The organism is Azomonas macrocytogenes, assembly GCF_014191985.1.
In the GTDB taxonomy this organism is placed as follows: domain Bacteria; phylum Pseudomonadota; class Gammaproteobacteria; order Pseudomonadales; family Pseudomonadaceae; genus Azomonas; species Azomonas macrocytogenes.
The window spans coordinates 148,954-171,268 of sequence record NZ_JACHXI010000003.1 but is presented as its reverse complement, the minus strand read 5'-3'; the positions used below and the strand labels follow the sequence as shown (position 1 = coordinate 171,268).

General features: G+C 58.4%; 15 protein-coding genes, 1 tRNA gene and 1 pseudogene. 9 read left to right on the top strand and 8 right to left on the bottom strand.

Going from position 1 to position 22,315, the window contains the following annotated elements:
- Positions 1–45 precede the first annotated feature (45 nt).
- A complete protein-coding gene (locus FHR87_RS04710) occupies positions 46–369 on the bottom strand; it encodes a hypothetical protein (protein WP_183165560.1) in 324 nt (107 codons plus the stop codon).
- A 108-nt stretch (positions 370–477) separates the two neighbouring features.
- Between FHR87_RS04710 and FHR87_RS04705 the strand changes: the two genes are divergently transcribed.
- Positions 478–3,087: a P-type ATPase actuator domain-containing protein gene (locus FHR87_RS04705; protein WP_183165559.1), complete on the top strand. Its 2,610-nt coding sequence runs from the start codon at positions 478–480 to the stop codon at positions 3,085–3,087.
- A gap of 132 nt (positions 3,088–3,219) precedes the next feature.
- On the opposite strand, the pseudogene FHR87_RS04700 reads toward FHR87_RS04705, so the two are convergent.
- Positions 3,220–3,760 (bottom strand): annotated as a pseudogene (locus FHR87_RS04700) (IS3 family transposase); the annotation flags it as partial.
- A 137-nt stretch (positions 3,761–3,897) separates the two neighbouring features.
- Here FHR87_RS04700 and FHR87_RS04695 point away from each other — a divergent pair.
- The 4 genes from FHR87_RS04695 to FHR87_RS04680 all read left to right on the top strand — a co-directional run bounded on the left by FHR87_RS04695 (position 3,898) and on the right by FHR87_RS04680 (position 7,652).
- Complete coding sequence (locus tag FHR87_RS04695) at positions 3,898–6,141, top strand: AsmA family protein (protein ID WP_183165558.1); 2,244 nt, start codon at positions 3,898–3,900, stop codon at positions 6,139–6,141.
- Positions 6,138–7,205: an A/G-specific adenine glycosylase gene (gene mutY / locus FHR87_RS04690; protein WP_183165557.1), complete on the top strand. Its 1,068-nt coding sequence runs from the start codon at positions 6,138–6,140 to the stop codon at positions 7,203–7,205. Before FHR87_RS04695 ends, mutY begins: the two co-directional genes overlap by 4 nt.
- A complete protein-coding gene (locus tag FHR87_RS04685) occupies positions 7,202–7,477 on the top strand; it encodes an oxidative damage protection protein (protein ID WP_183165556.1) in 276 nt (91 codons plus the stop codon). The genes mutY and FHR87_RS04685 overlap by 4 nt, the downstream gene beginning before the upstream one ends.
- A gap of 99 nt (positions 7,478–7,576) precedes the next feature.
- Positions 7,577–7,652, top strand: a tRNA-Phe gene (locus tag FHR87_RS04680).
- A gap of 21 nt (positions 7,653–7,673) precedes the next feature.
- Here the strand turns inward: FHR87_RS04680 and FHR87_RS04675 are convergent.
- The 4 genes from FHR87_RS04675 to FHR87_RS19615 form a co-directional block, all read right to left on the bottom strand.
- The gene (locus tag FHR87_RS04675; protein WP_221189730.1) at positions 7,674–8,510 is read right to left on the bottom strand and encodes a tyrosine-type recombinase/integrase; all 837 of its coding nucleotides are present in this window, start codon (positions 8,508–8,510) and stop codon (positions 7,674–7,676) included.
- Positions 8,511–8,826: 316 nt separating this feature from the next.
- Positions 8,827–9,024 (bottom strand): DUF2442 domain-containing protein, encoded by a 198-nt coding sequence (locus FHR87_RS04670; protein WP_246335790.1) that lies wholly within the window; start codon positions 9,022–9,024, stop codon positions 8,827–8,829.
- A 313-nt stretch (positions 9,025–9,337) separates the two neighbouring features.
- Entirely contained in the window at positions 9,338–9,478 is a 141-nt protein-coding gene (locus FHR87_RS19620) for a hypothetical protein (protein ID WP_183165554.1), read from the bottom strand.
- 15 nt (positions 9,479–9,493) lie between these two features.
- On the bottom strand, positions 9,494–9,685 hold the full coding sequence (locus tag FHR87_RS19615; RefSeq protein ID WP_420826724.1) for a DUF1289 domain-containing protein: 192 nt from the start codon (positions 9,683–9,685) through the stop codon (positions 9,494–9,496).
- 388 nt (positions 9,686–10,073) lie between these two features.
- Here FHR87_RS19615 and FHR87_RS04650 point away from each other — a divergent pair, with 388 nt between their 5' ends.
- A complete protein-coding gene (locus FHR87_RS04650; RefSeq protein ID WP_183165552.1) occupies positions 10,074–18,644 on the top strand; it encodes a glycoside hydrolase family 94 protein in 8,571 nt (2,856 codons plus the stop codon).
- 68 nt (positions 18,645–18,712) lie between these two features.
- Here the strand turns inward: FHR87_RS04650 and FHR87_RS04645 are convergent, their stop codons facing one another.
- Entirely contained in the window at positions 18,713–19,432 is a 720-nt protein-coding gene (locus FHR87_RS04645) for a S1 family peptidase (RefSeq protein ID WP_183165551.1), read from the bottom strand.
- Positions 19,433–19,900: 468 nt separating this feature from the next.
- Here FHR87_RS04645 and FHR87_RS04640 point away from each other — a divergent pair, with 468 nt between their 5' ends.
- From FHR87_RS04640 to FHR87_RS04630, 3 genes are all read left to right on the top strand, one after another.
- A complete protein-coding gene (locus FHR87_RS04640) occupies positions 19,901–20,119 on the top strand; it encodes a hypothetical protein (RefSeq protein WP_183165550.1) in 219 nt (72 codons plus the stop codon).
- Between the two features lie 40 nt (positions 20,120–20,159).
- The gene (locus FHR87_RS04635; protein WP_183165549.1) at positions 20,160–20,483 is read left to right on the top strand and encodes a hypothetical protein; all 324 of its coding nucleotides are present in this window, start codon (positions 20,160–20,162) and stop codon (positions 20,481–20,483) included.
- Between the two features lie 258 nt (positions 20,484–20,741).
- Entirely contained in the window at positions 20,742–21,104 is a 363-nt protein-coding gene (locus FHR87_RS04630; RefSeq protein ID WP_183165548.1) for a COG4315 family predicted lipoprotein, read from the top strand.
- Positions 21,105–21,321: 217 nt separating this feature from the next.
- On the opposite strand, the gene FHR87_RS04625 is transcribed toward FHR87_RS04630, so the two are convergent.
- Positions 21,322–22,287, bottom strand: a complete 966-nt coding sequence (locus tag FHR87_RS04625) for a Dyp-type peroxidase (protein WP_183165547.1) — start codon at positions 22,285–22,287, stop codon at positions 21,322–21,324.
- Positions 22,288–22,315 lie beyond the last annotated feature (28 nt).

Sequence of the window (22,315 nt, the reverse complement as noted above, 5' to 3'; positions counted from 1 at the left end):
TAAGGCAAGGCCACTTCTCGCTGAAACCCTGGTTTGAGGCGATCGTTACCGAGACTGACTGCGGGCAGATTTTGGTTTGGGTATTTCCTGCTGTGCTTCAATCGCTTTGGATTTTTTAAGGGCACGAAGTTGGGTCAGGCGGGTAGCCTGGACTTCTGCGCGTTGATCGGCCAATGTTTCGATAAATACAAGAGCCCGCCCTGCAATTGCCGCATACAGTTCGCCGAAGACATTTGTGATTCGCGTACTGCTCGACTGACTTGAAGCGTCACCGGGCTGCGGATGGCCTTGATCTGAATGATCGGCATCTCCAATGGGGGACTGCGCTATTAACTCCCGCGTCATATCGGCTCCTTCAAAAATACTCATGACATTCACATGACATATACTAATGGCGCGAGATTATTAGACGGCGCTGCTGGTGGTCAAATACCCTTATTGACAAATGAAATTCCTTTTATCAATAAGGAGAAGGGTATGGTTTTGGGTACGCACGTCGTATCGAGGCGCGACACCTCGGATTACCTCGTACTTGACCGGGCCCGGCAACAGCCTCGCGGCAGTGGGGCTTTTGAGGTACGTCTTAATGCACGACGTCTCCAGTTGATCCATGGAGATCTCTTCCTTGACGATGATCGCCGTGCCCGCTGGTTGATCGATCAAGCATTTGGGTTGGACGAGGTGCGCTCGATCGTGGTGCGGCGCGAACACAGTAAGGTCACGATCGATCTTGCGCCGTCGGCCGATGCCACAGCGGTCTGGCAACGGCTGGCAGCACTGTTGCGCGAAGTGGGCAACGGGGTGACGCAGGCGGTGGCACCACGCACTGCTGCCCTTGACCTAGCGGGTCCAGCATACGGACTGCCGGTACGTGTTACCCGAGCCGGCAACACCTTGACCACTTTCCGCACGCGGGTGCTGGCTGAGGCGCATCTGTTAATCGGCCACCCGTTGCTCCGGCAGCATGGGACACGCGAGCGTTTCGAGGACCTGCTTCGATCCGTGCATGGCGTAACGGAAGTACGCTCGGTGAGGCTCGGGGCAAGCGTGCTGATTGTTTATGACTCAGCCTTGATCGGCATCGAGCAGATCCTACGCTTGGCCGAACGCGCCTGGCCAGAAGTCGTGGATGGCGAGCCGCTAGTGCCTCGTCCACGTAAGCTCATTGTGGCCACGGGCCTGTTGGCGTTTTCGTTTACCGCCCAATTCCTGCGGCCTGTGCTACTCCCTTGGGCTACTGCGGCGGCGGCCCTCTATGCGCTGCCAAACCTGTTTGCCGCTCTGCGTGATTTGGCGCGCGGCCGGATCGGATTACCCGCGCTATATACGGCCGGCCTTGGCTTCCTGCTTTGGAATCGCCTGCCGTTTGCATCAGGCGTAATGTCGGTTTTTCGCCAATTGTGGCCGTCCCTGGCCAATCGGCTGGTCGCGAACGCCGAACGACGCTTGTTTGCCGAACAGCGCCGCCGCTTGGCATGGGCACGTCTCGAGGACACGCGCCACGGTGAAATCTCCATCGATTTGGGAGACTTGAAGCCTGGTGCTGCGATCCTAGTGCACGCAGGCGATTTTCTGCCCGCCGATGGAGTGGTAATCGACGGTAACGCGTCCATTGACGAAGACATTCTGACCGGCGCACGTGGTGCGGCGGACAAGACCGTTGGCGATTGGGTTTACGCCGGTACGTTTGTGCGTGAAGGCTCGTTGACGGTGCGGGTCGAGCGCGTGGGCGTAGATACCACGCTGGCCGTACTGAGTGGCACACTCCCTCGTGGTGTGTTGACGGCTTTGCCTTCGAGCGCCGAAGCAGAACGGATTGCCAACCGCAACGCCAAACCCGCATTAGCGGCAGCAGCCTTGCTGTTGCTTGCGACACGCACTCCACGTTTGTCGCAAGTCGTGATTCGGCCGGACTATGCGACTGCGCCGCGCCTGAGCGCGCACGTATCGGCGCTGACCGCGATTGCGGAGCTGTTGAGCCAAGGTGTCTTGATTCGACACCCGGCCTCGCTCGACCAGTTGTCGGCCGTCGACGTTTATGTATTCGACGATAGCGTTGATTTTGTCCAGCGTAGCGTCAATGTTGCGAAAGTTAATGCGGTAACGCGTGCGGCTGGGTACGAAGCGCTTGTATTCGCCGCCTCTGCGTTTGCAGGACACGACGACGCCCGGGCCATCGCCCTGCATCAGGAGCTCGACGAGGACAGTACGCCGTCTTTGACGCGTAGCCGACGTCAGCATGCCGGTGCGGTGAGTTTCTGGGATCGCTCGGGTGCCGAGATTGTCGTCACGACGCCGGCGCGGGCATTGGCCGAGCATTTCGTGGCACCCTCAAGCAAGATATTGAATCTGGTGGAGCGGCTCGCGGCGCAAGCCTTGGACGACCCGGCTGTACGGCCGCTAGTCGTCACGCGTGATCGCCGCATTCTGGGCGTCATTCAGTTTGAGCGGCAGGGCGCTCTGCGCGTGGCCGAGATCGTCACAGCCTTACGCGCGCAACATCCCGAGGCGCGCTTCGTGCATGTTTCTGGCGCGCCCCAAGACGAGGCCGAAGCGCGCACGGAGGGCATTGGCTTCGATGCGGTGTTTGGCGGTCTCGACACGCAAGCCAAAGCGTCGACGATTCGTTCGCTCAGTGCGCACACAGCTTGGCTTGGCGATGGAACCGATCCTGAGGCGGCGGTGGTCAGTGCCGCGAGCATTGTCTCAATTTCTCTCGCCGGTCTGGCGAACCTGTCGCGCGACACGGCCGATATCGTTTTGTTGCGTGATGATCTTCGCGCGCTACTGGCGCCGCGAGCGGGTGCTATTACGCATCTCAATCGGTTACAGGCCGACTATCGAACGGTCTACCTGGCAAACCTGCTGGGTGTCGCCAGTGGTTTCGTTGCGGGTTTCGGTAGCCTTCGCGTGGGCCTGATTTCCAACCTCGGTTCGGCCGCCGTGTTCCTTTCGCGTTGGCGGGCACTGGCAGGCTCAGTGGCGCGCGCATCCCGGGTCGCGGAAACGAGGCGCGTGGCAGTGCCGCTCTCGGCACCCCCGCAGGGGCGCCACGGCCTGTTACTGGAGTCGGATCATACAAAGTGAACACATCTCAGGCGAGTAAGTAGGGTTGTCACCAGGCGACATCGTTTATGCTCGGGGTGGGTGAGCGAGTGAATAGGTTTCTCTACCACGAGTGCATGCGGATCTAGGTTACACAGGGTGCGATATGGGGTTCTACCCCATTTCCACGGACGGTTTTGAAAGGGTTGAACACTTCAAATCTTGCCGGGCGACTCTACGACGCATTCTTGGGTTGTGAAACCGTTCAAGGTAGTCAAATAGATCCGCTCGTGCTTCATCACGTGTCCGATACGATTGGTGAGCAACACGCTCTCGCTTGAGCATCCGGAAGAAGCCTTCGCAGGCAGCGTTATCGCCACAACGACCAACCGCACTCATGCTGCAAACCAACGTGTTGCGACTCAGAAATCGTTGATAGTCAGCACTGGCTGCCGCGATCCGAATGCAGGATCACCGACCAGTCACCCTGACGTTGCCAGATCGCCATCTCCACAGCTCGAATTACCCTCTGCCGATCCTGGCGGTGATGCATCGACCAACCGATCACCAGTTTGCTGTACAGGTCGAGTACCACGCACAGGAACAGCTTGCCTTACAAAGTGGCAATCTGCGTGATGTCCGTAATCCATTTACGCTCGGGTTCCAGAGCCGTGAAGTCTCGTTCCAGCAGGTTATTTACGCCCGCTGGACGGCCGGTAGGCATCAGAATGAGTATTCCGAAGCTATTTTTACGCCGTATGGCTTATGCGCAGCAGACATTGAGCGATCCTGCACTCTGAAAGCACCGCGCTATACTCAGTCACTTCCTCAAGATACACATAAGGATTTGGCATGAAAGCGCTTGGCAAAATCCTGGGGCTAGTCGTCCTGGGGTTGTTGTTGCTCATCGTGGGCCTGGGCTTCGCCTTGACCCACCTGTTCGACCCTAACGATTACAAAGACGAGATTCGCCGGCTGGCACGCGAAAAAGCCGGGCTCGAACTCGGTATCGACGGCAATATCGGCTGGAGCCTGTTTCCCTGGCTCGGCCTGGAACTGCAGGACACCCGTCTGGCCAGCGTGCGCACGCCCGACCAGCCGTTCGCCAACCTACGCATGCTTGGTCTTTCCATACGCGTGTTGCCGCTCTTGCAGCGCCAGATCCAGATGAGCGATATCACCGTCGATGGCCTTGCCCTCACGCTTGCCCGTGATGAGCAAGGCAAAGGCAACTGGGAGGGCGTAGGCCAACCGCCGGCCACCACGCAGGATCAGGCCACGACCGCACAGGAGCAAACACCTGAAACCCCGGCCGGAAACAGCGACGAACCGGACAGTGCAGCCAAACCGCTGGTCCTGGATATCGACAGCCTGACCGTTAAGAACTCCAGCATCGCCTATCGCGACGCCCGCAGCGGCCAGCAATTCGGCGCCGAAAACATCGCACTGACCACCGGAACCATTCGCGAAGGCGCTCCGGTCCCGCTCAAACTCAATGCCCTGTTCAGCACCAACCAGCCGGTCATGCGCGTGCAGAGCGAACTGCAAGGCAACCTGCGCTTCGACACAGGCCTCAAGCGTTACCAGTTCGAAGGTTTGAAGCTCACCGGAGAAGCGTCAGGCGAGCCACTCAAGGGCAAAACCGCAACCTTCAGCGCACAGGGCGAACTGCTGGCGGACCTTACCGCGCAAACCGCCGAATGGAACGCCATGAAGCTCGATATCAATCAACTGCGCACGCTTGGCGAACTGAAAGCTCACGATCTGCAAAGCGAACCGAAATTCTCCGGCACCCTGTCCATTGCCCAGTTCAATCTCGGCGATTTTCTCCAAGGCATTGGCCAACAGCTCCCGGCCATGGCGGACGATAAGGCGCTGGACAGTGTCGAGTTGGTCACTCAACTGGCTGGAACGCAGAAAAGCCTAGCCTTGGAAAAACTCAATCTCAAGCTGGATGGCAGCACCCTGACCGGCCGCCTGGCCATCGATGACTTCGCCACCCAGGCCCTGCGAGTCGACCTCAAGGGTGACCGTCTCGATCTCGACCGCTACTTGCCCCCGGCTGACCAGAAAGACCAGACCGCCAGCGCGGCACGCAAGAGCGAAGTCCAGAAAACCGAAGCGGGCATCGCAGCCGGTAGCACTACACCCCTGCCGGACAAACCGACCCAGCAGAGCTGGAGCAACGAAAAAATCCTGCCGCTCGAACAACTGCGCCGCCTCGATACCCAGCTTTCCTTCGCCGTAGGCCAACTGACCCTGGCCAGGCTGCCACTGGAAAACTTCAGCATGAAGGCGCGCAGTGCGGCCGGACAACTGCGTCTTGAAGAGCTACGCAGCAACCTGCACGGCGGTCAGATCCGGGCAAACGCCAGCCTCGACGCCCGCAGCGACAATCCACAGATCGGCTTCCAGGGCCATATCGCCAACGTGCCGGTCGAGCAAATGCTCGAAGCCAAGCAGCAGAAAGACATCGTCAAAGGCCTGCTCGATCTGAACACCAAGCTGCGCACACAAGGCAACAGCCAAAGAGCCTGGGTCAACGCCCTCGACGGCACCCTGGACTTCGCTCTCAAGAACGGCGTCCTGGTCCAGGCCAACCTCGAACAGCAAATCTGCCGCGCCATCGCCACGCTCAACCGCAAGGCGCTCAGCAGCGAACCACGGGCCAAGGACACTCCGTTCCGCAAGCTCGGCGGCAGCCTGACCTTCAACAATGGCGTAGCCAGCAACCGCGATCTCCAGGCCAGTATTCCGGGGCTCACCGTCAAGGGAAATGGCGACGTGGACTTGCGTGTGCTGGGCATGGACTATCGCATTGGCGTACTTCTCGAAGGCGACAAGAGCGACATGCCCGACCCGGCTTGCCAGATCAACGAGCGCTACACCGGCATCGAACTGCCACTGCGTTGCCGCGGACCACTGGAACTGGGCGCCAAGGCCTGCCGTCTGGACCAGGACGGCCTGACCAAGATTGCTACCAAGCTCGCCGGCGATAAACTTCAGGACAAACTTGACGAGAAAATCGACAAAAAACTGGGCGACAAGGTCAGCCCCGAGCTGAAGGACAAGCTCAAGGGGCTGTTCAATAGATGAGTCCTGAAGCGTTCGGCCCGGCGGTATTGGAGTGGTTCGACCGCCACGGCCGCAAGGACCTGCCCTGGCAGCAGGACATCACCCCTTATCGGGTCTGGGTTTCGGAAATCATGCTGCAGCAGACCCAGGTCGCTACCGTGCTCGGCTACTACGAACACTTCATGGCCACGCTGCCGACCGTGCAGTCATTGGCTGGCGCGCCGGAAGATGAAGTCCTGCATCTATGGACCGGGCTCGGCTACTACAGCCGCGCCCGCAACCTGCACAAGACGGCGAAGATCGTCGTGGAGCAGTACGCTGGCGAATTTCCCTGCTCGGTCGAACAGTTGGCAGAGCTCCCCGGCATCGGCCGCTCCACTGCGGGTGCCATCGCCAGCATCGCCATGAACCTGCGCGCACCGATTCTCGACGGCAATGTCAAGCGCGTACTGGCTCGCTACCTCGCCATCGACGGCTATCCTGGCGAACCCAAAGTGGCCAAACGTCTATGGGAGGCCGCCGAGCGCTTCATGCCCGTAGCACGAGCAGCCCACTACACCCAGGCGATGATGGACCTTGGCGCTACACTCTGCACACGCAGCAAGCCCAGTTGCCTGCTCTGCCCGCTACAAAGCAGTTGCCAGGCGCATCGGTTAGGCCGCGAAACCGATTTTCCTACCGCCAAACCGCGCAAGACGCTACCGCAAAAACGCACCTTGATGCCGTTGATGATCAATGACCAGGGTGACGTCCTGCTTTACCGTCGCCCATCCAGCGGGCTCTGGGGTGGCCTGTGGAGCCTGCCGGAGCTCGATGACCTGTCTGCTCTGGAACCGCTTGCCGAACGGCATGCACTACAACTGAGCAATAGTCAGGAACTGCCCGTTATCACCCATACCTTCAGCCACTTTCAATTAGCCATAGAACCCTGGTTGATCAGAGTCGACAACGCCGCGCCACAAATGGCCGAGGCCGACTGGCTCTGGTATAACCTGGCCTCGCCGCCGCGCCTGGGCCTCGCCGCCCCGATCAAAAAACTGCTCAAGCACGCGGTTGAAGCGCTCAACGCAGGAGACATACCATGACCCGCACCGTGAACTGCCGCAAATTCAAGGAACAACTCCCCGGCCTCGACCGCCCGCCCTACCCCGGCCCCAAGGGAGAAGACATCTACAACAACGTCTCCCAAAAGGCATGGGAGGAATGGCAAAAACACCAAACCCTGCTGATCAATGAAAAACGTCTGAACATGATGAACACAGAGGATCGCAAATTCCTCCAGAGCGAGATGGACAAATTTCTCTCCGGCGAAGACTACGCCCAGGCCGAAGGCTACGTTCCGCCACCCGTGAAATGACCTAATCCACACCTTGCCCCTAACCGCCGGTAAACCCTGAAAAAATTTAATCCGGCGGGTTGACACCCAGCCTGCAAACTCGTTTAATTGCGCCCCGTTGCCCAGGTAGCTCAGTTGGTAGAGCAGGGGATTGAAAATCCCCGTGTCGGCGGTTCGATTCCGTCCCTGGGCACCATCTCACGTAGGTCGCCGTCGTTTACTTCAGCAACTGTTCAATGTTGCTCGCCGGTCGCTTCAGATGCTCACCCGCAAGATGGGCATATCTCAGCACCATCTCCATGCACGACCAGCCTCCTAGCTCCATCAGCTCGTGTAGCGATGTACCTGCCTGGGCATGCCATGACGCCCAGGTGTGGCGCAAGTCATGCCATCTGAAGTTCTTGATTCCCGCCCTCTCCAACGCTTTCTTCCATGCTGCCGTGCTGGTTCGATCCACCGGCTTGCCGTTGTAGACGAACACCCATTCTCGATTTCTGCCTTTCTGTGACCTGAGTACCTGCATCGCGGCGGTATTCAATGGCACGGCAATGGCTTTGCGCGATTTCGCCTGGTCAGCGTGAATCCAGGCCATGGATCGTTCCAGGTCGACCTGGTCCCAACGCAGGTAGCTGACGTTGCGTTGGCGTAATCCTGTGGCGAGGGTGAATCTAGCCATGGCGGCCAGGTGCTCTGGAAGCTCGTATATGAGGCGTTCGGCTTCTTTTGGGGTTAGCCATCGGACTCGCTTCGTTTGTTCGTGTAGGAGCCGTATGCGCGGTACGCGGGCTATCCATTCCCACTCATCGCGGGCCATGTGCAGGATGGCGCGTATCAGGGCGAGGTAGCGGTTGACGGTGGCGGGTGTTGAGTCCTGGAGCTTGAATTGAGCGATGTCGTCGACCAGGTCGCGAGTGATTTCGTCCAAGTAGCGTTGTGAAAGGTGCGGTGAGAGCCAGCGTGGTTTGGCTTGGTCTTTGGCGTGGTCGGCTTTGTGCTGAGTTTCGCGCACCCAGCGAGCAGCGGCGTCGTTCCATGTACGGCGTGCCTTCGACAATTGGTAGTACTCCCAAACTGCAAAGGAGCCGGGAAGTCTAGCAAAGAGCAAAAGCATCCCTCGCCGGGCAGCATCTGCTCCGATCCCGTGGGGACCAGAGCAAAGCCAAGAGATTTTTTAGTCAGTGTGGGGTCAAGTGTGCGCTTCGCCGAATGCTCACCCGTTCCTGCTCACTCGTTCCTCGTTCCTCGTTGCGCGGGCTGCGGCTTGCGCTTCGCACTTGACCTGGCAGTGTTCGCGCCTAATTTTGATCGTTTTGCGTAACATAACGGAATTCCATGACCTGACCGGCTGGCTGTGTTGCTGATGTCCACAGTTAGACGCGCAAATCTTGAGCCGATGCCTTAGACCGCAAGCCTCGTAACATGCCTTCGGTGCTCAGGTCTTCATCCAGATCGGGCCAATGAATGCCTTGGCCAGCTCCGCAAACCTCCCAATTGCTGCGTTGCGCTGGTGTAGCGTTCAGTAAGCGTGGATACCACGCAAGAGGCGTTGAAATCAGTCGACCGTCCATTAATTCGACAGTCAGAAGGTTCTCGTCAAGGGTGACATTCATCACCCGAGTATCTGTATCAGGCACTGAAAAGGCCATTCCAAACCTCCTGGAACTGGTTGCTGTGATCACGCACCAACTGAACAACGCGGCCAAGGTCTTTAGCCGAGAAACCGATATTCCGGGCCACGCTGCAGTCATGCAGCCAGATTTTCGCAGTACGTCCAGAGTGATCAACATGCACGTGAGCAGGTTCACCCTGTTCGTTGCTGTAGAAGTAGACGCGGAAACCGTCTTTGAGCAAAAGCGTTGGTATCGATTTACCCACTTAACCTTAGAGGTTGATGCTACCAGAGGTGTCGCCCGGCGTACGCCAGACTTGTACGCGCTTGCGATCGTTAATCTTATCGATGCCAGCCAGCAGAATGATGTCGTCGATCAGATCGCGGGGGATTTCGTCCAGATGCAGATGCAAATGAGCACCTGCCTGCTATTCGACTTCGGAACAGGCAGTCGGATCAGGCACATACCTTCTTTTTCTCACCTCCAAATCCTCCAGGATCTTCAGCTTTTCCTCGACTGTGTAGGTGTCCCAGTCTCGTATCTCGGTCGCTGTTCGCAGGCAGCCTTTGCATGCCTTGCTGGATGGTGTGCATCGGTTCACACATGGGTGTTTGGTCATTTCATGTGCCCTTGGATGGTTCGACATCTTCGAGTATCCACCTAATGCCGCTTCACGCCTTGAAAATTAATGTTCCGCAAGCTCTGCCTTGGCCTGCAGTGCAGGGTTGGCCGAATTAACCCTTCGTGGAAACCCGGCATACACAGCGCAAAAACGGAACCCTTACCCAGGCCCTCGTTCAAGAAACTCTGTATCGGTAGCACTGGCTCAGTGATAGACGGTCGAACCCTACATCAGGTGCGAGTCGGGCCTGCAAGAGCAGGACGAACCTTGGTCACTGCACATCGCCGTAGTACTGGTTGCGCTTCGGACAGGGAACGTCACCGCGTGTGGGAGCGTTAATGCTACCTCAATAAAGAAAAAGCCGATGACGGCATGAAAGGTGACCATGAAATCGATCTTGTACCGTCTGTTCGGAGCCCATTTTTCCTTCTTGCCCTGGAGCGACAAGACGCCGATACGTGCAGAGCGCTTCAGTGTCGAACGCCTGGAACAGCACGCCATTACGCTGGCATCGGCGCAGCCTGTTACGACGCAGCCGCCCAAGGTTCTGGCCTTGCACGCACGGCTCGCCAGCAACACCACATCGCTGCGCACGGCTTATCAGGTATGTGCGACAGACGCGGCTCATGAGCTACCGGTAGTACCGGCAGCGCAGTGGCTGCTGGACAATTACCATCTCATCGAAAATCAGATCCGCGAGATCCATAAAGATCTTCCGCTTGGCTATTATCGGCAGTTGCCAAAGCTGGCCGATGGTCCCTTTGCCGGGTACCCACGCATTCTGGGCATTGCATGGGCCTTCGTCGCCCATACGGACAGCCATCTCGATCCGCAGGCGCTGCGCCAGTTCATCGCGGCCTATCAGCAGGTGCAACCGCTGACGATTGGCGAACTCTGGGCCGTAGCGATTACGCTGCGCATCATTCTGATCGAGAACCTGCGCCGCCTCACCGATCAGATCATGGCGGACAGAGCCATCCGGGCCGATGCCGATGCACTGGCCGATGCACTGCTTGCCGCCGAGAACGCTCGCGCGGTTCTCGACGCGGACATCGCGACCCGCTCGCCGGCTCCGCTGCCCGAGCTCTTCGCGGCGCAACTGGCCAAGCGCCTCAGAGGCTGCGATCCGCGCACGATGCCGGCCCTTGAATGGCTGGAACGTAGACTCGAAAAGCAAAACGTAGCCGTCGAGGATGCGGTCCAGCATGTCCAGGAAAGACTAGGCGCATCGAACGTCAGCGTACGCAACGTCATTACCAGCATGCGACTGATTTCCGACCTGGATTGGGCCGAGCTGTTCGAGGACGTGAGCCTGGTGGATGAGCGACTGCGTAACGGTAGCAATTTTGCCACCATGGATTTCGCGACGCGCAATCTCTATCGCAGTGCCATCGAACAGTTGGCGCGCGGTTCAGGATATACCGAGCTCGATGTGGCCAAACAGACGCTTCTCGCGGCCCAGGAGGCCATGACAGCGAACCCCGATGCTGCGCAGGCCTTGCGGGTTGCCGATCCAGGCTATCACCTGATAGCCGAAGGCCGCCCGGCGTTCGAACATAGGATTGGGTTTCGCCCCTCGTTGTTGGGGTATTGCCATCGATTCAGTGCTTTTCTCAACATCAATGGCTACATCGGCTCGATCCTCCTGACAGCGATCATAGGGCTGGTGTTCATGCTGGACGTTCTGCTGCTGCCCGGCTCCGGGCTTGGCTGGCTGGCTTTGTTTACGTTGTTCATGTTCCTGCCTGCAACCGAGGCGGCGACGGCACTGGCCAATCGGACTTTCGCCCTGCGGCTCGGTGCGACGCCGTTACCTGGCCTTGAGCTCGCTCAAGGCGTACCGACGGCGCTCAGAACGCTGGTCGTGGTACCGACGCTACTAACCAGCGAAGCTGGCCTGCTCAAGCAGGTCGAGCAACTGGAAGCTCATTATCTTGCAGGAATCGGTGGCGATCTCAGCTTTGCCCTTCTGTTGGACGGAGCCGATGCCGATCAAGAGGTGCTGGACAGCGATGCCGCTCTGCTGGCAACGGCTACAGAAGCCATCGCCAGGCTGAACCGCCGCTATGGACCGCAGCCTTTTCCCGGATCGACAGGCGAGCGCTTCCTCTTGCTGTACCGGCGGCGCATCTTCAACGAGAGTGAAGGCAAGTGGATCGGCTGGGAACGCAAGCGCGGGAAACTACACGAACTCAATCGATTATTGCGTGGAGCGACCGACACCACGTTCGTCGCCGTCGAAGGCCGGCCACCAAGCGTGCCGGCAGATGTCCGCTACGTCATTACCCTCGATGCCGATACCCGCCTGCCCAGGGAGACCGTTTTGCGCTTGATTGGCAAGATGGCACACCCATTGAATCGTCCCCGCTTCAGCGAAGCACTGCAGCGGATCGTGACCGGCTATGCCATTCTCCAGCCGCGAGTGACCTTTGCCCTGCCGCTAGGTCGCGGCAGCCTATACCAGCGAGTCTTTTCCGGGGCGGCTGGGATCGACCTATACGCATCGGCCGTTTCGGATATTTACCAGGACCTGTTCGGTGAAGGCTCCTATACCGGCAAAGGCATCTACGATGTCGATGCGTTCGAAGCGGCGCTGGCCGGGCGTATCCGCGAAAACGCACTGCTCAGCCATGATCTGTTCGAGGGCATTTTTGCCCGGGCAGGTTTGGCCTCCGATATCGAACTGGTCGAAGATGCACCATCGCGCTATGACCTTGCAGCCAAGCGACAGTACCGCTGGACACGCGGCGACTGGCAACTGCTGCCATGGCTGCTCGGCCGTCCCGAGCCGAAGCAGGCCATACCGGGAGTCGGCTACTGGAAGATCCTGGACAACCTGCGGCGTTCGCTACTGGCTCCCAGCACACTGCTCGCACTGGCCACCTGCTGGATGCTGCCGCTAACCTCGGCAGTCAAGGGCACCCTGTTCGTTGTCGCCACCCTCGCGCTGCCCATGCTGCTCCCGGTACTTTTCTCGCTGATTCCGCATGGCTGGAGCACTCACTGGCGCTATCACTTTCGTAGGTTGTTGGCCCAGGCCTGGCTCGCCGTGCTGCGCATTCTGCTCTCGATTGCCTTTCTCGCCGATCAAGCCTGGCGAATGGGTGATGCCATCGTCCGGACCTGGAACCGGCTATACACCACACGCCGCCATTTGCTGGAATGGACGACAGCCGAGCAACTGGCCCGCGAGTCGCCCCCGGACATTCCCGGCTTTTATCGACAGATGGCCGGCGGTACGCTGCTGGGGCTCGGCGTGACCGCCGGCGCGACCCTTATCACACCGTCATCCTGGCCGCTCGCCTGGTTTTTTGCCGTGCTGTGGATGACCGCCCCCGTGCTGGCCTGGTGGGCCAGCAGGACACCGGAAAATATCAGCCGGCAAGCACTCCCGGCGCAGCAAGCCCTCGCGCTACGCCTGATCGCACGGCGTACCTGGCGCTACTTCGAAACCTTCGTCACCCCGGCAGAGCATATGCTGCCACCGGATAATTTCCAGGAAGCCCCGAAGCCTGCTGTCGCCCACCGGACATCGCCGACCAATATCGGGCTTTATCTGCTGGCTGCCGTGGCCGCCCGCGACTTCGGTTGGACAGGCACGCTGGAAACCATTGAGCGACTGGAAGCGGCATTAACGTCCATGCGTGCGCTTGCCCGCTTCAAAGGGCACTTTTTCAACTGGTATGGAACCCAGGATCTCCAGCCGCTGGCACCTGCCTATGTATCCTCCGTCGATAGCGGCAACCTGGCCGGGCATCTGCTCGCCCTCGCCAATGCCTGCGAGGAATGGATCGCAAACGGACTTGCACTAAATGCCCGGGACGGCATGGACGATCACCTGTTGCTGGCCAGCCAGTCGCTGGATGAAGAATCTCTGGCCGCCAACGAACAGGGCCGGCAGATCGCAGCGCTATTCGAGGAAAGCCGGCGCCAGTTGAACAGCCCGCAAACGATCCAGGCCTTGTCTCCAGCACTCAAGCGGCTCGCCAGCAAGGCGGCCAAGGCCGCCCGCGCCCTGTATCCGGTCAGTAAAGACAAAAGCACGCCGGAATTGGTGTTTTGGAGCGAGGTACTGATGAAGTCGGCCATTGAACATGGTCGCGACCATTACGAAATGCGGATTGCGCCGCTTGCCCTGCAGGCTCGCCTACAGGCAATCGCCGACACAGCACGGGAGATGGTTCATGCCATGGATTTCGCGTTCCTGCTGGACCCGCAGCGCAAGCTATTGTCCATCGGTTATGCCGTGAGCGATGGCCGCCTCGATCCTGCTTGCTACGATCTGCTGGCTTCGGAAGCACGGCTGGCAAGTCTTGTCGCCATCGCCAAAGGCGACGTAACGACACGTCACTGGCTGCGCCTAGGCAGAATTTCGGCGCCGCTCGGAAGCAGCTCGGTGTTGCTGTCCTGGTCCGGCTCCATGTTCGAATACTTGATGCCATCGCTAGTGCTGCGTGCGCCAACCGATAGCCTGATCGAGCAAACGACGCGCGGTGCCGTCCATAGGCAGCAGAAGTACGGGCGCTCGCGGGGTGTTCCATGGGGTATCTCGGAGTCTGCTTTCAATGCCCGCGACCTGGAGTTCACTTACCAGTACTCGAACTTCGGCGTACCCGGCCTGGGGCTAAAACGGGGATTATCCGAAGATCTGGTGATCGCACCCTATGCCACCGCTTTGGCTGCCATGGTCGATCCGGTCGGGGCGATTCGCAACTACACGCGCCTCATCGATATGGGAGCTCTCAGTCGGTACGGCTTTTTCGAAGCGCTGGATTTCACCGCGTCGCGCGTTCCGCTTGGCAAGCACTTCGCGTTTGTGCAGAGCTTCATGGCCCATCACCAGGGCATGAGTATCGTCGCTATCGCCAATGTCCTGCAGGACGGTTCGATGCGCCGGCGGTTCCATCGAGAGCCGATGATCCGGGCCAGCGAACTGTTGCTTCAGGAGCGGTTACCCACAGAAATCGCAGCAGTCAGTACCTTTATCGAGACCGCAAAGACCGTCACGCTCAGAGAGCATGTAGAAGACGCAATGGCGCGCCGCTACCAGGTAACGCGTAATAGCGTACCGATTACGCATCTACTCTCCAATGGACGCTATACCGTCATGCTGAGCGCTACAGGCGGTGGTTATAGTCGTTGGAAGAATATTGCCGTGACTCGCTGGAGACAGGATACGACGCGCGATGACTGGGGAACGTTCATCTTTCTACGCGATGTCCGCAGCGACGCTGTTTGGTGCGCCAGCAGTCAGCCATTGACGGATAGCGCCAAGGTCGGTCCGATTACCCGCGAGGTGGTCTTTAGCGAAGACCATGCAGAATTCGTCTGTCACCACGGCACGCTGACCACGGCCATGGAAGTCGTGGTCTCCGAAGAAGACGACTGCGAAGTGCGTCAAATATCACTGACCAATGACAGTACGCATGCAGTCACGATCGAACTGACTTCATATGCAGAAGTAGTCCTTGCCCCTTCAAGCACCGACAATGCCCATCAGGTCTTTAGCAAGCTGTTCGTCGAGACGGACTATGCGCCAGAGTTTGGCGCACTGACGGCGACACGGCGCCGGCGCTCGCCGCAGGAGGCCGAAGTGTGGTCGGCTCACTTCGCCGTAGTAGAGGCCGAAACCGTTGCCGATCCTCAGTATGAATCTGACCGGGCGCGCTTTATCGGACGCGGCCGCCATATTGGCCAAGCGCTCGCCCTGACCCAGCACAGGCCACTCTCGAATACGGCCGGCGCAGTCCTCGACCCTATTTTCTCGCTCCGGCGGCGGATCAGGATCATGCCAGGCCAGCATGCACGGGTCTCGTTCTGGACCGTTGTCGCTTCCTCGCGAGAGGCAATGCTGGATCTTGTCGACAAGCATCATGACCGCAGCGCCTTCGAACGAGCCAGGACCCTGGCCTGGACTCAAGCCCAGGTCCAGCTCCGCCATCTGGGCATCGGCGGGAATGAAGCGGCTGACTTTCAGCGATTGACCATGCCGATCCTGTACGCTCATTCGCGCTTCAGGGCACCGTCCGAGAGCATTCGGCGAGGTGCCGGCGCGCAGTCCAAACTGTGGCCCTATTCGATATCCGGCGACCTGCCGATCGTTCTTCTGCACATCGACGATGTAGTGGATCTGCCCCAGGTACGCCAACTGCTGCAAGCCCACGAGTATTGGCGCATGAAGCAATTGGCGGTGGATCTGGTCATCATCAACGAGCATGCGCCGTCCTATCTGCAAGAGTTGCAGGAAGCCATCGATACGGCGGTGCGCAGCAGTCAATCGCGGCCACGTATCGGCGATACGGCTGCGCTTGGCTCAGTGCATGTGTTACGCGCGGATCTTCTGGGGCTTGAGGTTCGTGAATTACTGCAATCGATCGCACACGTAGTGCTGTTCGCTCGCCGTGGCTTGCTCACCGACCAGCTTGTGCGCCTGGCGTCACCGGCCAGATCTGTCTCGCTAATCAGGAAGCCGAACCCGCCAGCCAGGCCGCCCCATCACTGGTCTTCACCCGCTGTTGCGCCAGTCGATCTCGAGTTCTTCAACGGCCTGGGTGGATTCGACCAGGATGGCCGTGAATATGTGGTCATGCTGAACAACGGTCGAACGACGCCGGCGCCCTGGATCAATGTAATCGCCAACCCCAGCTTCGGCTTTCAGGTATCGGCCGAAGGCAGTGGCTACACCTGGTCCGAGAACAGCCGTGAAAACCAGCTCACGCCCTGGTCGAACGATCCGGTAGTCGATCCCGCCGGCGAGGCCCTGTATGTCCGCGATGAGGCAACCGGTGAACTGTGGACCGCCACGGCACAACCGATTCGGAGCAATGGGCTTTACCGAGCCCGGCATGGTCACGGCTACAGCCGGTTCGATCACCAAACCGGCGATCTCGAACTTGAGCTATTGCAATACGTGCCGCTTACGGACCCGATCAAGGTTTCACGGCTGACCCTGCGCAACCTTTCCGACCGTCCACGACAATTGTCGGTCACGGCATACGCCGAATGGGTAATGGGCACTTCGCGAGCCGCTACAGCACCGTTCATCATGACGGAGATCGACAAGCAAACAGGGGCGATGCTGGCACGCAATCCCTGGAGCAATACGTTTGCCGAGCGTGTTGCCTTTGCTGACCTGGGTGGCTTGCAAAGCGCCTGGACAGCCGATCGTACGGAGTTTCTCGGCCGTAACGGCACGCTGGCCGCGCCTGCCGCACTGGCCAGAGGAGTTACCTTGTCCGGCACGACTGGCGCCGGCTACGACCCCTGCTCCGCGTTGCAACGCATGGTCGAGCTCGAGGCTGGCGAAACCCTCGAAGTCGTCTGGTTCATTGGCCAGTGCGCCTCGCTGGAACAGGCCCAGACGCTACTCGCAGGCTACCGCGAGGCCGATCTGGATGCCGTATTGCAAACGGTGACGACACATTGGGAGACCCTCCTCGGCACGATTCAGGTGAAAACTCCCGACCGGGCAATGGACATCATGCTCAATGGCTGGCTGCTTTACCAAACGCTGGCCTGTCGTATCTGGGCCCGCTCGGCGTTCTACCAGGCCAGTGGAGCCTATGGTTTCCGCGACCAGCTTCAGGATGGCATGGCTATGGTCCTGGCCCGTCCCGCCGAGACCCGCGCCCATCTGCTGCGTGCCGCAGGACGGCAGTTTGTCGAAGGCGATGTCCAGCACTGGTGGCTTCCCCAGTCAGGCATGGGCGTGCGCACCCATATCTCGGATGATCGGGTCTGGCTGGCCTTTGCAACCGCCCACTATGTCGCCTGCACCGGCGACACTGCGATATTGGATGAAACGGTGCCATTCATCGATGGACCGCAGCTACGCCCGGATGAGCACGACGCCTTTTTCCAACCGATGATCGCCACTGAGTCGGCATCCTTATTCGAGCATTGTGCGCGGGGTCTTGAGCACTGCCTCGAACGCAACGGCGTTCATGGATTGCCGCTGATCGGTACTGGCGACTGGAACGATGGCATGAGCCGGGTAGGCGAAGGTGGCCAGGGTGAAAGCGTGTGGCTGGGCTGGTTGCTGGTGCGCAGCATCGACCTCTTTGCCCCCATAGCCGAGGCGCGCGGGGATAGCGTAGAGAAAGACACCAATACCCGGCGGGCACAGAACTGGCGTACGCAAGGCACGGCGATCCGGGAGGCAATCGAGCAGCATGCCTGGGATGGAGCCTGGTATCGCCGGGCAACCTTCGATGACGGCACCTGGCTTGGGAGCAGCGAAAACGAAGAATGCCGGATCGATTCCATTGCCCAGTCCTGGGCCGTGCTATCGGGCGCTGCCGATCCCCAGCGGGCAGCCACGGCCATGGCATCCGTAAGCCGCTACCTGATCCTGGAACAGGAAAAGCTGGCGCTGCTGTTTACGCCACCGTTCGATAAAACGCCGCACGATCCCGGCTATATCAAGGGTTATCCACCCGGCCTGCGCGAAAACGGTGGGCAATACAGCCATGCCGCCATGTGGGCAATGCTGGCTTTTACCAAGTTGGGAGCCGGTCGGGAAGCCGGCCGGCTCTTCGCCCTGCTCAACCCGATCAACCACGCCACCACAGCGGAGCAAACCGAACGCTACAAGGTCGAACCCTATGTCGTTGCTGCCGATATCTATTCCGTTGCGCCACATGTCGGACGCGGCGGGTGGACCTGGTACACAGGTGCTGCCGGATGGATGTATCGAGCGGGCACTGAAGGGATTCTCGGCCTTCGCCGCGAGGGCGATAACCTGATCATCGATCCTTGTCTGCCGGAGGACTGGCCAGGTTGCGAAATGGTGGTGAACCTGGACACCACCCACTATGAAATTCAGATAACGGTCTCATCGGGAAGCACCCCGGGCATCCCTCATGCCAGCCTCGATGGAGAAGACCTGGCCATCACTGAGCGTCATATCCGTGTGCCGCTCGACGACCGCAGGCATCGCCTGCTCATTTATCTTTGACAGGTCTTCGAACCGGCGTCTCAACCGAGCCTGCGTCTGTCACACCGCCGGGCCAGGCAAAGCGCAGATCAATGCTCGGTAAGCGTCAACAGGATATCGGCATACCACGTACAGTTGAGCCCAAGCGCTTCGTCTATCTGCAGATCACGGGTACCGATATCGAGCCTGGCCGAGTGAACACCCAGGAGCAACCAGGGCAGCTCCCCCCGGGTGGGATCGCGCATGACCACGGGCGCACCACTCGTCCCCCGGTGAGTACGCGCGTCGGTAAGAAAATAGCCCTGTCCCTGGAAACGAAGGTTGAAAGACGAAGCCATTATCGCGTAACGAACCACAGGCATATGATGCAACGTGTCATAAAAGCCGAGCGGAAAACCCACGACCAAGAGCTGGGCACCCACCTCGATGTAGCCGGAGGAAGACAGTAGATGGTCAGGTGTAAAAGGATGATAAACGGCTGTTTGCGGAAACGCTGAACGCTCCAGCTCGATCACCGCGACATCTATTTCACCCGCCCTATCGAAACCTTGGCGCCACAGGCTTTTCCCATCACGGTAAAGCGGGATGGAAAACCCGATGGACTGAGCCATATTGTCCGGGTCCATATGCAGCTCGATCTCGATACGATCAGGAAAATGCTTGCTCGGCTCATCGAACATCACATGCCGGCTGGTGACCAGAAACAAGCGCTCCTCCCGTGCAAAAAAGAAGCCGCTGGCATTGGTGAGATGCTGCTGTTGTTCGAAGGTCATGATGCGCGTAGCAGACAGTAGAAGAGATTCGATCATGGATTCTCCTCGCCCTTTGAGGGATGCGATAGGTTGACTGTACGCAGACAGCCATTCTGGATTAGTTGTACGTGTATCCCGGCACCAGAGGAGATATCCCCTCCCTCGTTTCAACGATTGCTGACCTCCTTTCGAAGCAGGCCGTCGTATCCAATAGCCAGAGAGGATATGTTTCAGTTCAAGGCATATTTTGAGACAGTAAATAAGTACGAATCGACCAAAATCCAGTAAAGAACCCCCGTAGCAATAGCCACCCGAACAGAGGGGAGCCATCACCACCTTGCGCCTTACCCTCCCTGGCCGCAAGAGCAGCAGCTACCGAGCCGTTCCGGCGCATCCCAGGCAATGCATCACATAAAGTGCGTTCCAGTTCGATTTTCGAGTCTTTTTTCAGTCGCGATAAATAAAGAGAGCAAGATATGTTGTCCACCGACTGAGTCCCCTGTTTGCATGAAGCGGAGAACCATCATGGCTATTTTCACTGTACTGCTCACAAACGACGTCGTAGGCACCCTCGACGCTCAGACGGTAAATGTCGGCGATATCGTTACAGTCGATCTACCAAACCAGAATGGCCAACCGAGCCAGGCAACCGGCAAAGTCATCGGGATTCTTTCCGAGTCGGGAGCCGAGCCCTGCAACGCTATCTACAAATCCGTACAGGGACCCTGGCTACAACGCCAATAACATACTTAGCTACCCAATCAAGTCGGAGAGGCGACTGGACATGAAACGATCTTTCCACACCATCCCGAACATGAATCATGACCTGGCGCTTATTGAAATCACCTATTTTGATGAGGGCGATGGCGAAACCCACGCCATTGCCGAACTGGATATCGTTGGCTGGCAAGTTGCCATCGAAGATGACATAACCGGTGCGCCCGAGCCGGTAGCGGTTGGCTGGCAGCCCGACGCCATTCATTCCGCCTGGGGCATTCTCAACAAGGCCAGAGGCACGGTTTCCGATGGGGCCTACGAGTGGCCTATCCCCCTGGACAAGTGGGTCACTGAAAAGCTGGACTTGCTGCGCAAGCTCCACACAGGCTGAGTGTGTCGTAGCCTCGCAAATTGGCCAGGCAACGTTGGCCGGGTAACGGTTCCTCTTCGGGGTCGGCGGAATCTTTCGCCAATCAGCTCGACAGCTACAATTACCCACCATTACCCGCTCTTATTCGTTGAGCATCAGGGCATAGAAGAAAAAGATCCGATAGTCGGAAAAGATGAACAGCTTTCTCCAACGTGAAGTCAAAGCTATGCAAGGTAGTAAATATGCATAAGTTTTGTCAAAAAAATCAGGAGAGCCCTTATGCGCCTTTCTCATCTTCTTATTGCCACCACCCTTGTTGCTTCCTCTGCCGTTTTCGCCGCTGCTCCGGCCATGGAGAAAGATGGCAAACTCGTCGATTCGCGAGGCATGACGCTGTACACCTTCGACAAGGACTCGAAAGGTATGTCTGCCTGTAATGACGATTGTGCGAAGAACTGGCCACCTCTGGTGGCGACCAAGAACAGCAAGCCTTCCGGCGACTGGACCATAGTCGAGCGTAAAGACGGCAGCATGCAGTGGGCTTATGAAGGTATGCCGCTCTACACCTATGCCAAGGATAAAAAAGCTGGAGATACCACCGGCGATGGCAAGGGCGACAACTGGCACATAGCCAAACCTTGAACGACCGAGGCATCGGGCGGGAAGCCAGCCGGGAAAAAGTTTCCCGCGCCGCTGCACAGTATCCAGAGCACCGCTTCGACGAAGCCGCGATAGTCGAGCCGAATACTCTTTGTGGCATCAACAGGCTTTGTATGCGGCCCCATTCACTATGGCTCAGGCAGCTTCCGTTGATCATGGTGAAAACCCAGTTTTCGCACTGGGTTTACGCCGACAGAGCCTAAGGCTTCCGATCAGCGAGCGCTTCCAGCAGATCTGCTGAAGGAACGAAGAACAAGCTTCCGGTGACAGCCGTGCTGAAATCCAGCAATTTGTCATAATTGCCCGGCGGCCGCCCGATAAACATATTCTCAAGCATCTGTTCAATGGGTTCTGGCGAACGTGCATACCCGATGAAGTAAGTACCAAACTCTCCTGCACCTGGCCGGCCAAACGGCATGTTATCGCGCAGGATTTTCACTTCCTGTCCGTCCTTGGCAATTGTCGTCAAAGCGCTGTGCGAATAGGTCGGTTTAACCGATTCATCGAGTTCGATATTGGACAATTTTTTTCGTCCAATAATGCGCTCCTGAGCTTCAACGGATAACTCGTTCCACGCAGCCATGTTGTGCAGGTACTTCTGTACCAGCACATAGCTACCTCCGGCAAACGACGGATCCTCATCACCAATTATCGTAAAGTCGATAGCCTCTCGATCGGTTGGATTTTCGCTGCCATCCACGAAACCGATCATGCTGCGCATGTCGAAATAACGGAAACCCTGAACTTCATCGACGACCGAGATCGCATCGCCAAGAGATGAGAGCAAGTGCGTCGCCAATTCGAAACAGAGATCCATCTGATCTGCACGGATGTGCAGCAAAATGTCGCCGGGCGTTGCAACAGCTCGGCGCCCCTCTGCAGCGAACTCGCGAAACGGGTGCAGTGAGGCAGGGCGCGGGCTGCCAAACAAGGTGTCCCAAGCACTGGAACCAAAACCGCATACGCACGACAAATTCCCGGAGGGAACACGCTTGCCTATGGAACGAGTGAGGGCTGCAACGTCTGCGCACCAAGCCCGCACTTTATCGGTAGGATCACTACCGGGAGTTAACGTCGCGACGATAAAAATCGCACTGCTTGTAATGGGATTACAGACGGGCTGAGGATCGGGGATATCGTTAGTCATCGGCGCGAATTTTGTCATTGATAGTTCCACCCACAAGCGGCGGAAC

Coding starts and splice junctions, on each gene's coding strand:
- FHR87_RS04705 (WP_183165559.1), top strand. CDS start 478: ATGGTTTTGGGTACGCACGTCGTATCGAGGCGCGACACCTCGGATTAC.
- FHR87_RS04685 (WP_183165556.1), top strand. CDS start 7,202: ATGACCCGCACCGTGAACTGCCGCAAATTCAAGGAACAACTCCCCGGC.
- mutY (WP_183165557.1), top strand. CDS start 6,138: ATGAGTCCTGAAGCGTTCGGCCCGGCGGTATTGGAGTGGTTCGACCGC.
- FHR87_RS19615 (WP_420826724.1), bottom strand. CDS start 9,685: ATGACCAAACACCCATGTGTGAACCGATGCACACCATCCAGCAAGGCA.
- FHR87_RS04635 (WP_183165549.1), top strand. CDS start 20,160: ATGAAACGATCTTTCCACACCATCCCGAACATGAATCATGACCTGGCG.
- FHR87_RS04670 (WP_246335790.1), bottom strand. CDS start 9,024: ATGGACGGTCGACTGATTTCAACGCCTCTTGCGTGGTATCCACGCTTA.
- FHR87_RS04650 (WP_183165552.1), top strand. CDS start 10,074: ATGAAATCGATCTTGTACCGTCTGTTCGGAGCCCATTTTTCCTTCTTG.
- FHR87_RS04695 (WP_183165558.1), top strand. CDS start 3,898: ATGAAAGCGCTTGGCAAAATCCTGGGGCTAGTCGTCCTGGGGTTGTTG.
- FHR87_RS04640 (WP_183165550.1), top strand. CDS start 19,901: ATGGCTATTTTCACTGTACTGCTCACAAACGACGTCGTAGGCACCCTC.
- FHR87_RS04710 (WP_183165560.1), bottom strand. CDS start 369: ATGAGTATTTTTGAAGGAGCCGATATGACGCGGGAGTTAATAGCGCAG.
- FHR87_RS04645 (WP_183165551.1), bottom strand. CDS start 19,432: ATGATCGAATCTCTTCTACTGTCTGCTACGCGCATCATGACCTTCGAA.
- FHR87_RS04625 (WP_183165547.1), bottom strand. CDS start 22,287: ATGACAAAATTCGCGCCGATGACTAACGATATCCCCGATCCTCAGCCC.
- FHR87_RS04630 (WP_183165548.1), top strand. CDS start 20,742: ATGCGCCTTTCTCATCTTCTTATTGCCACCACCCTTGTTGCTTCCTCT.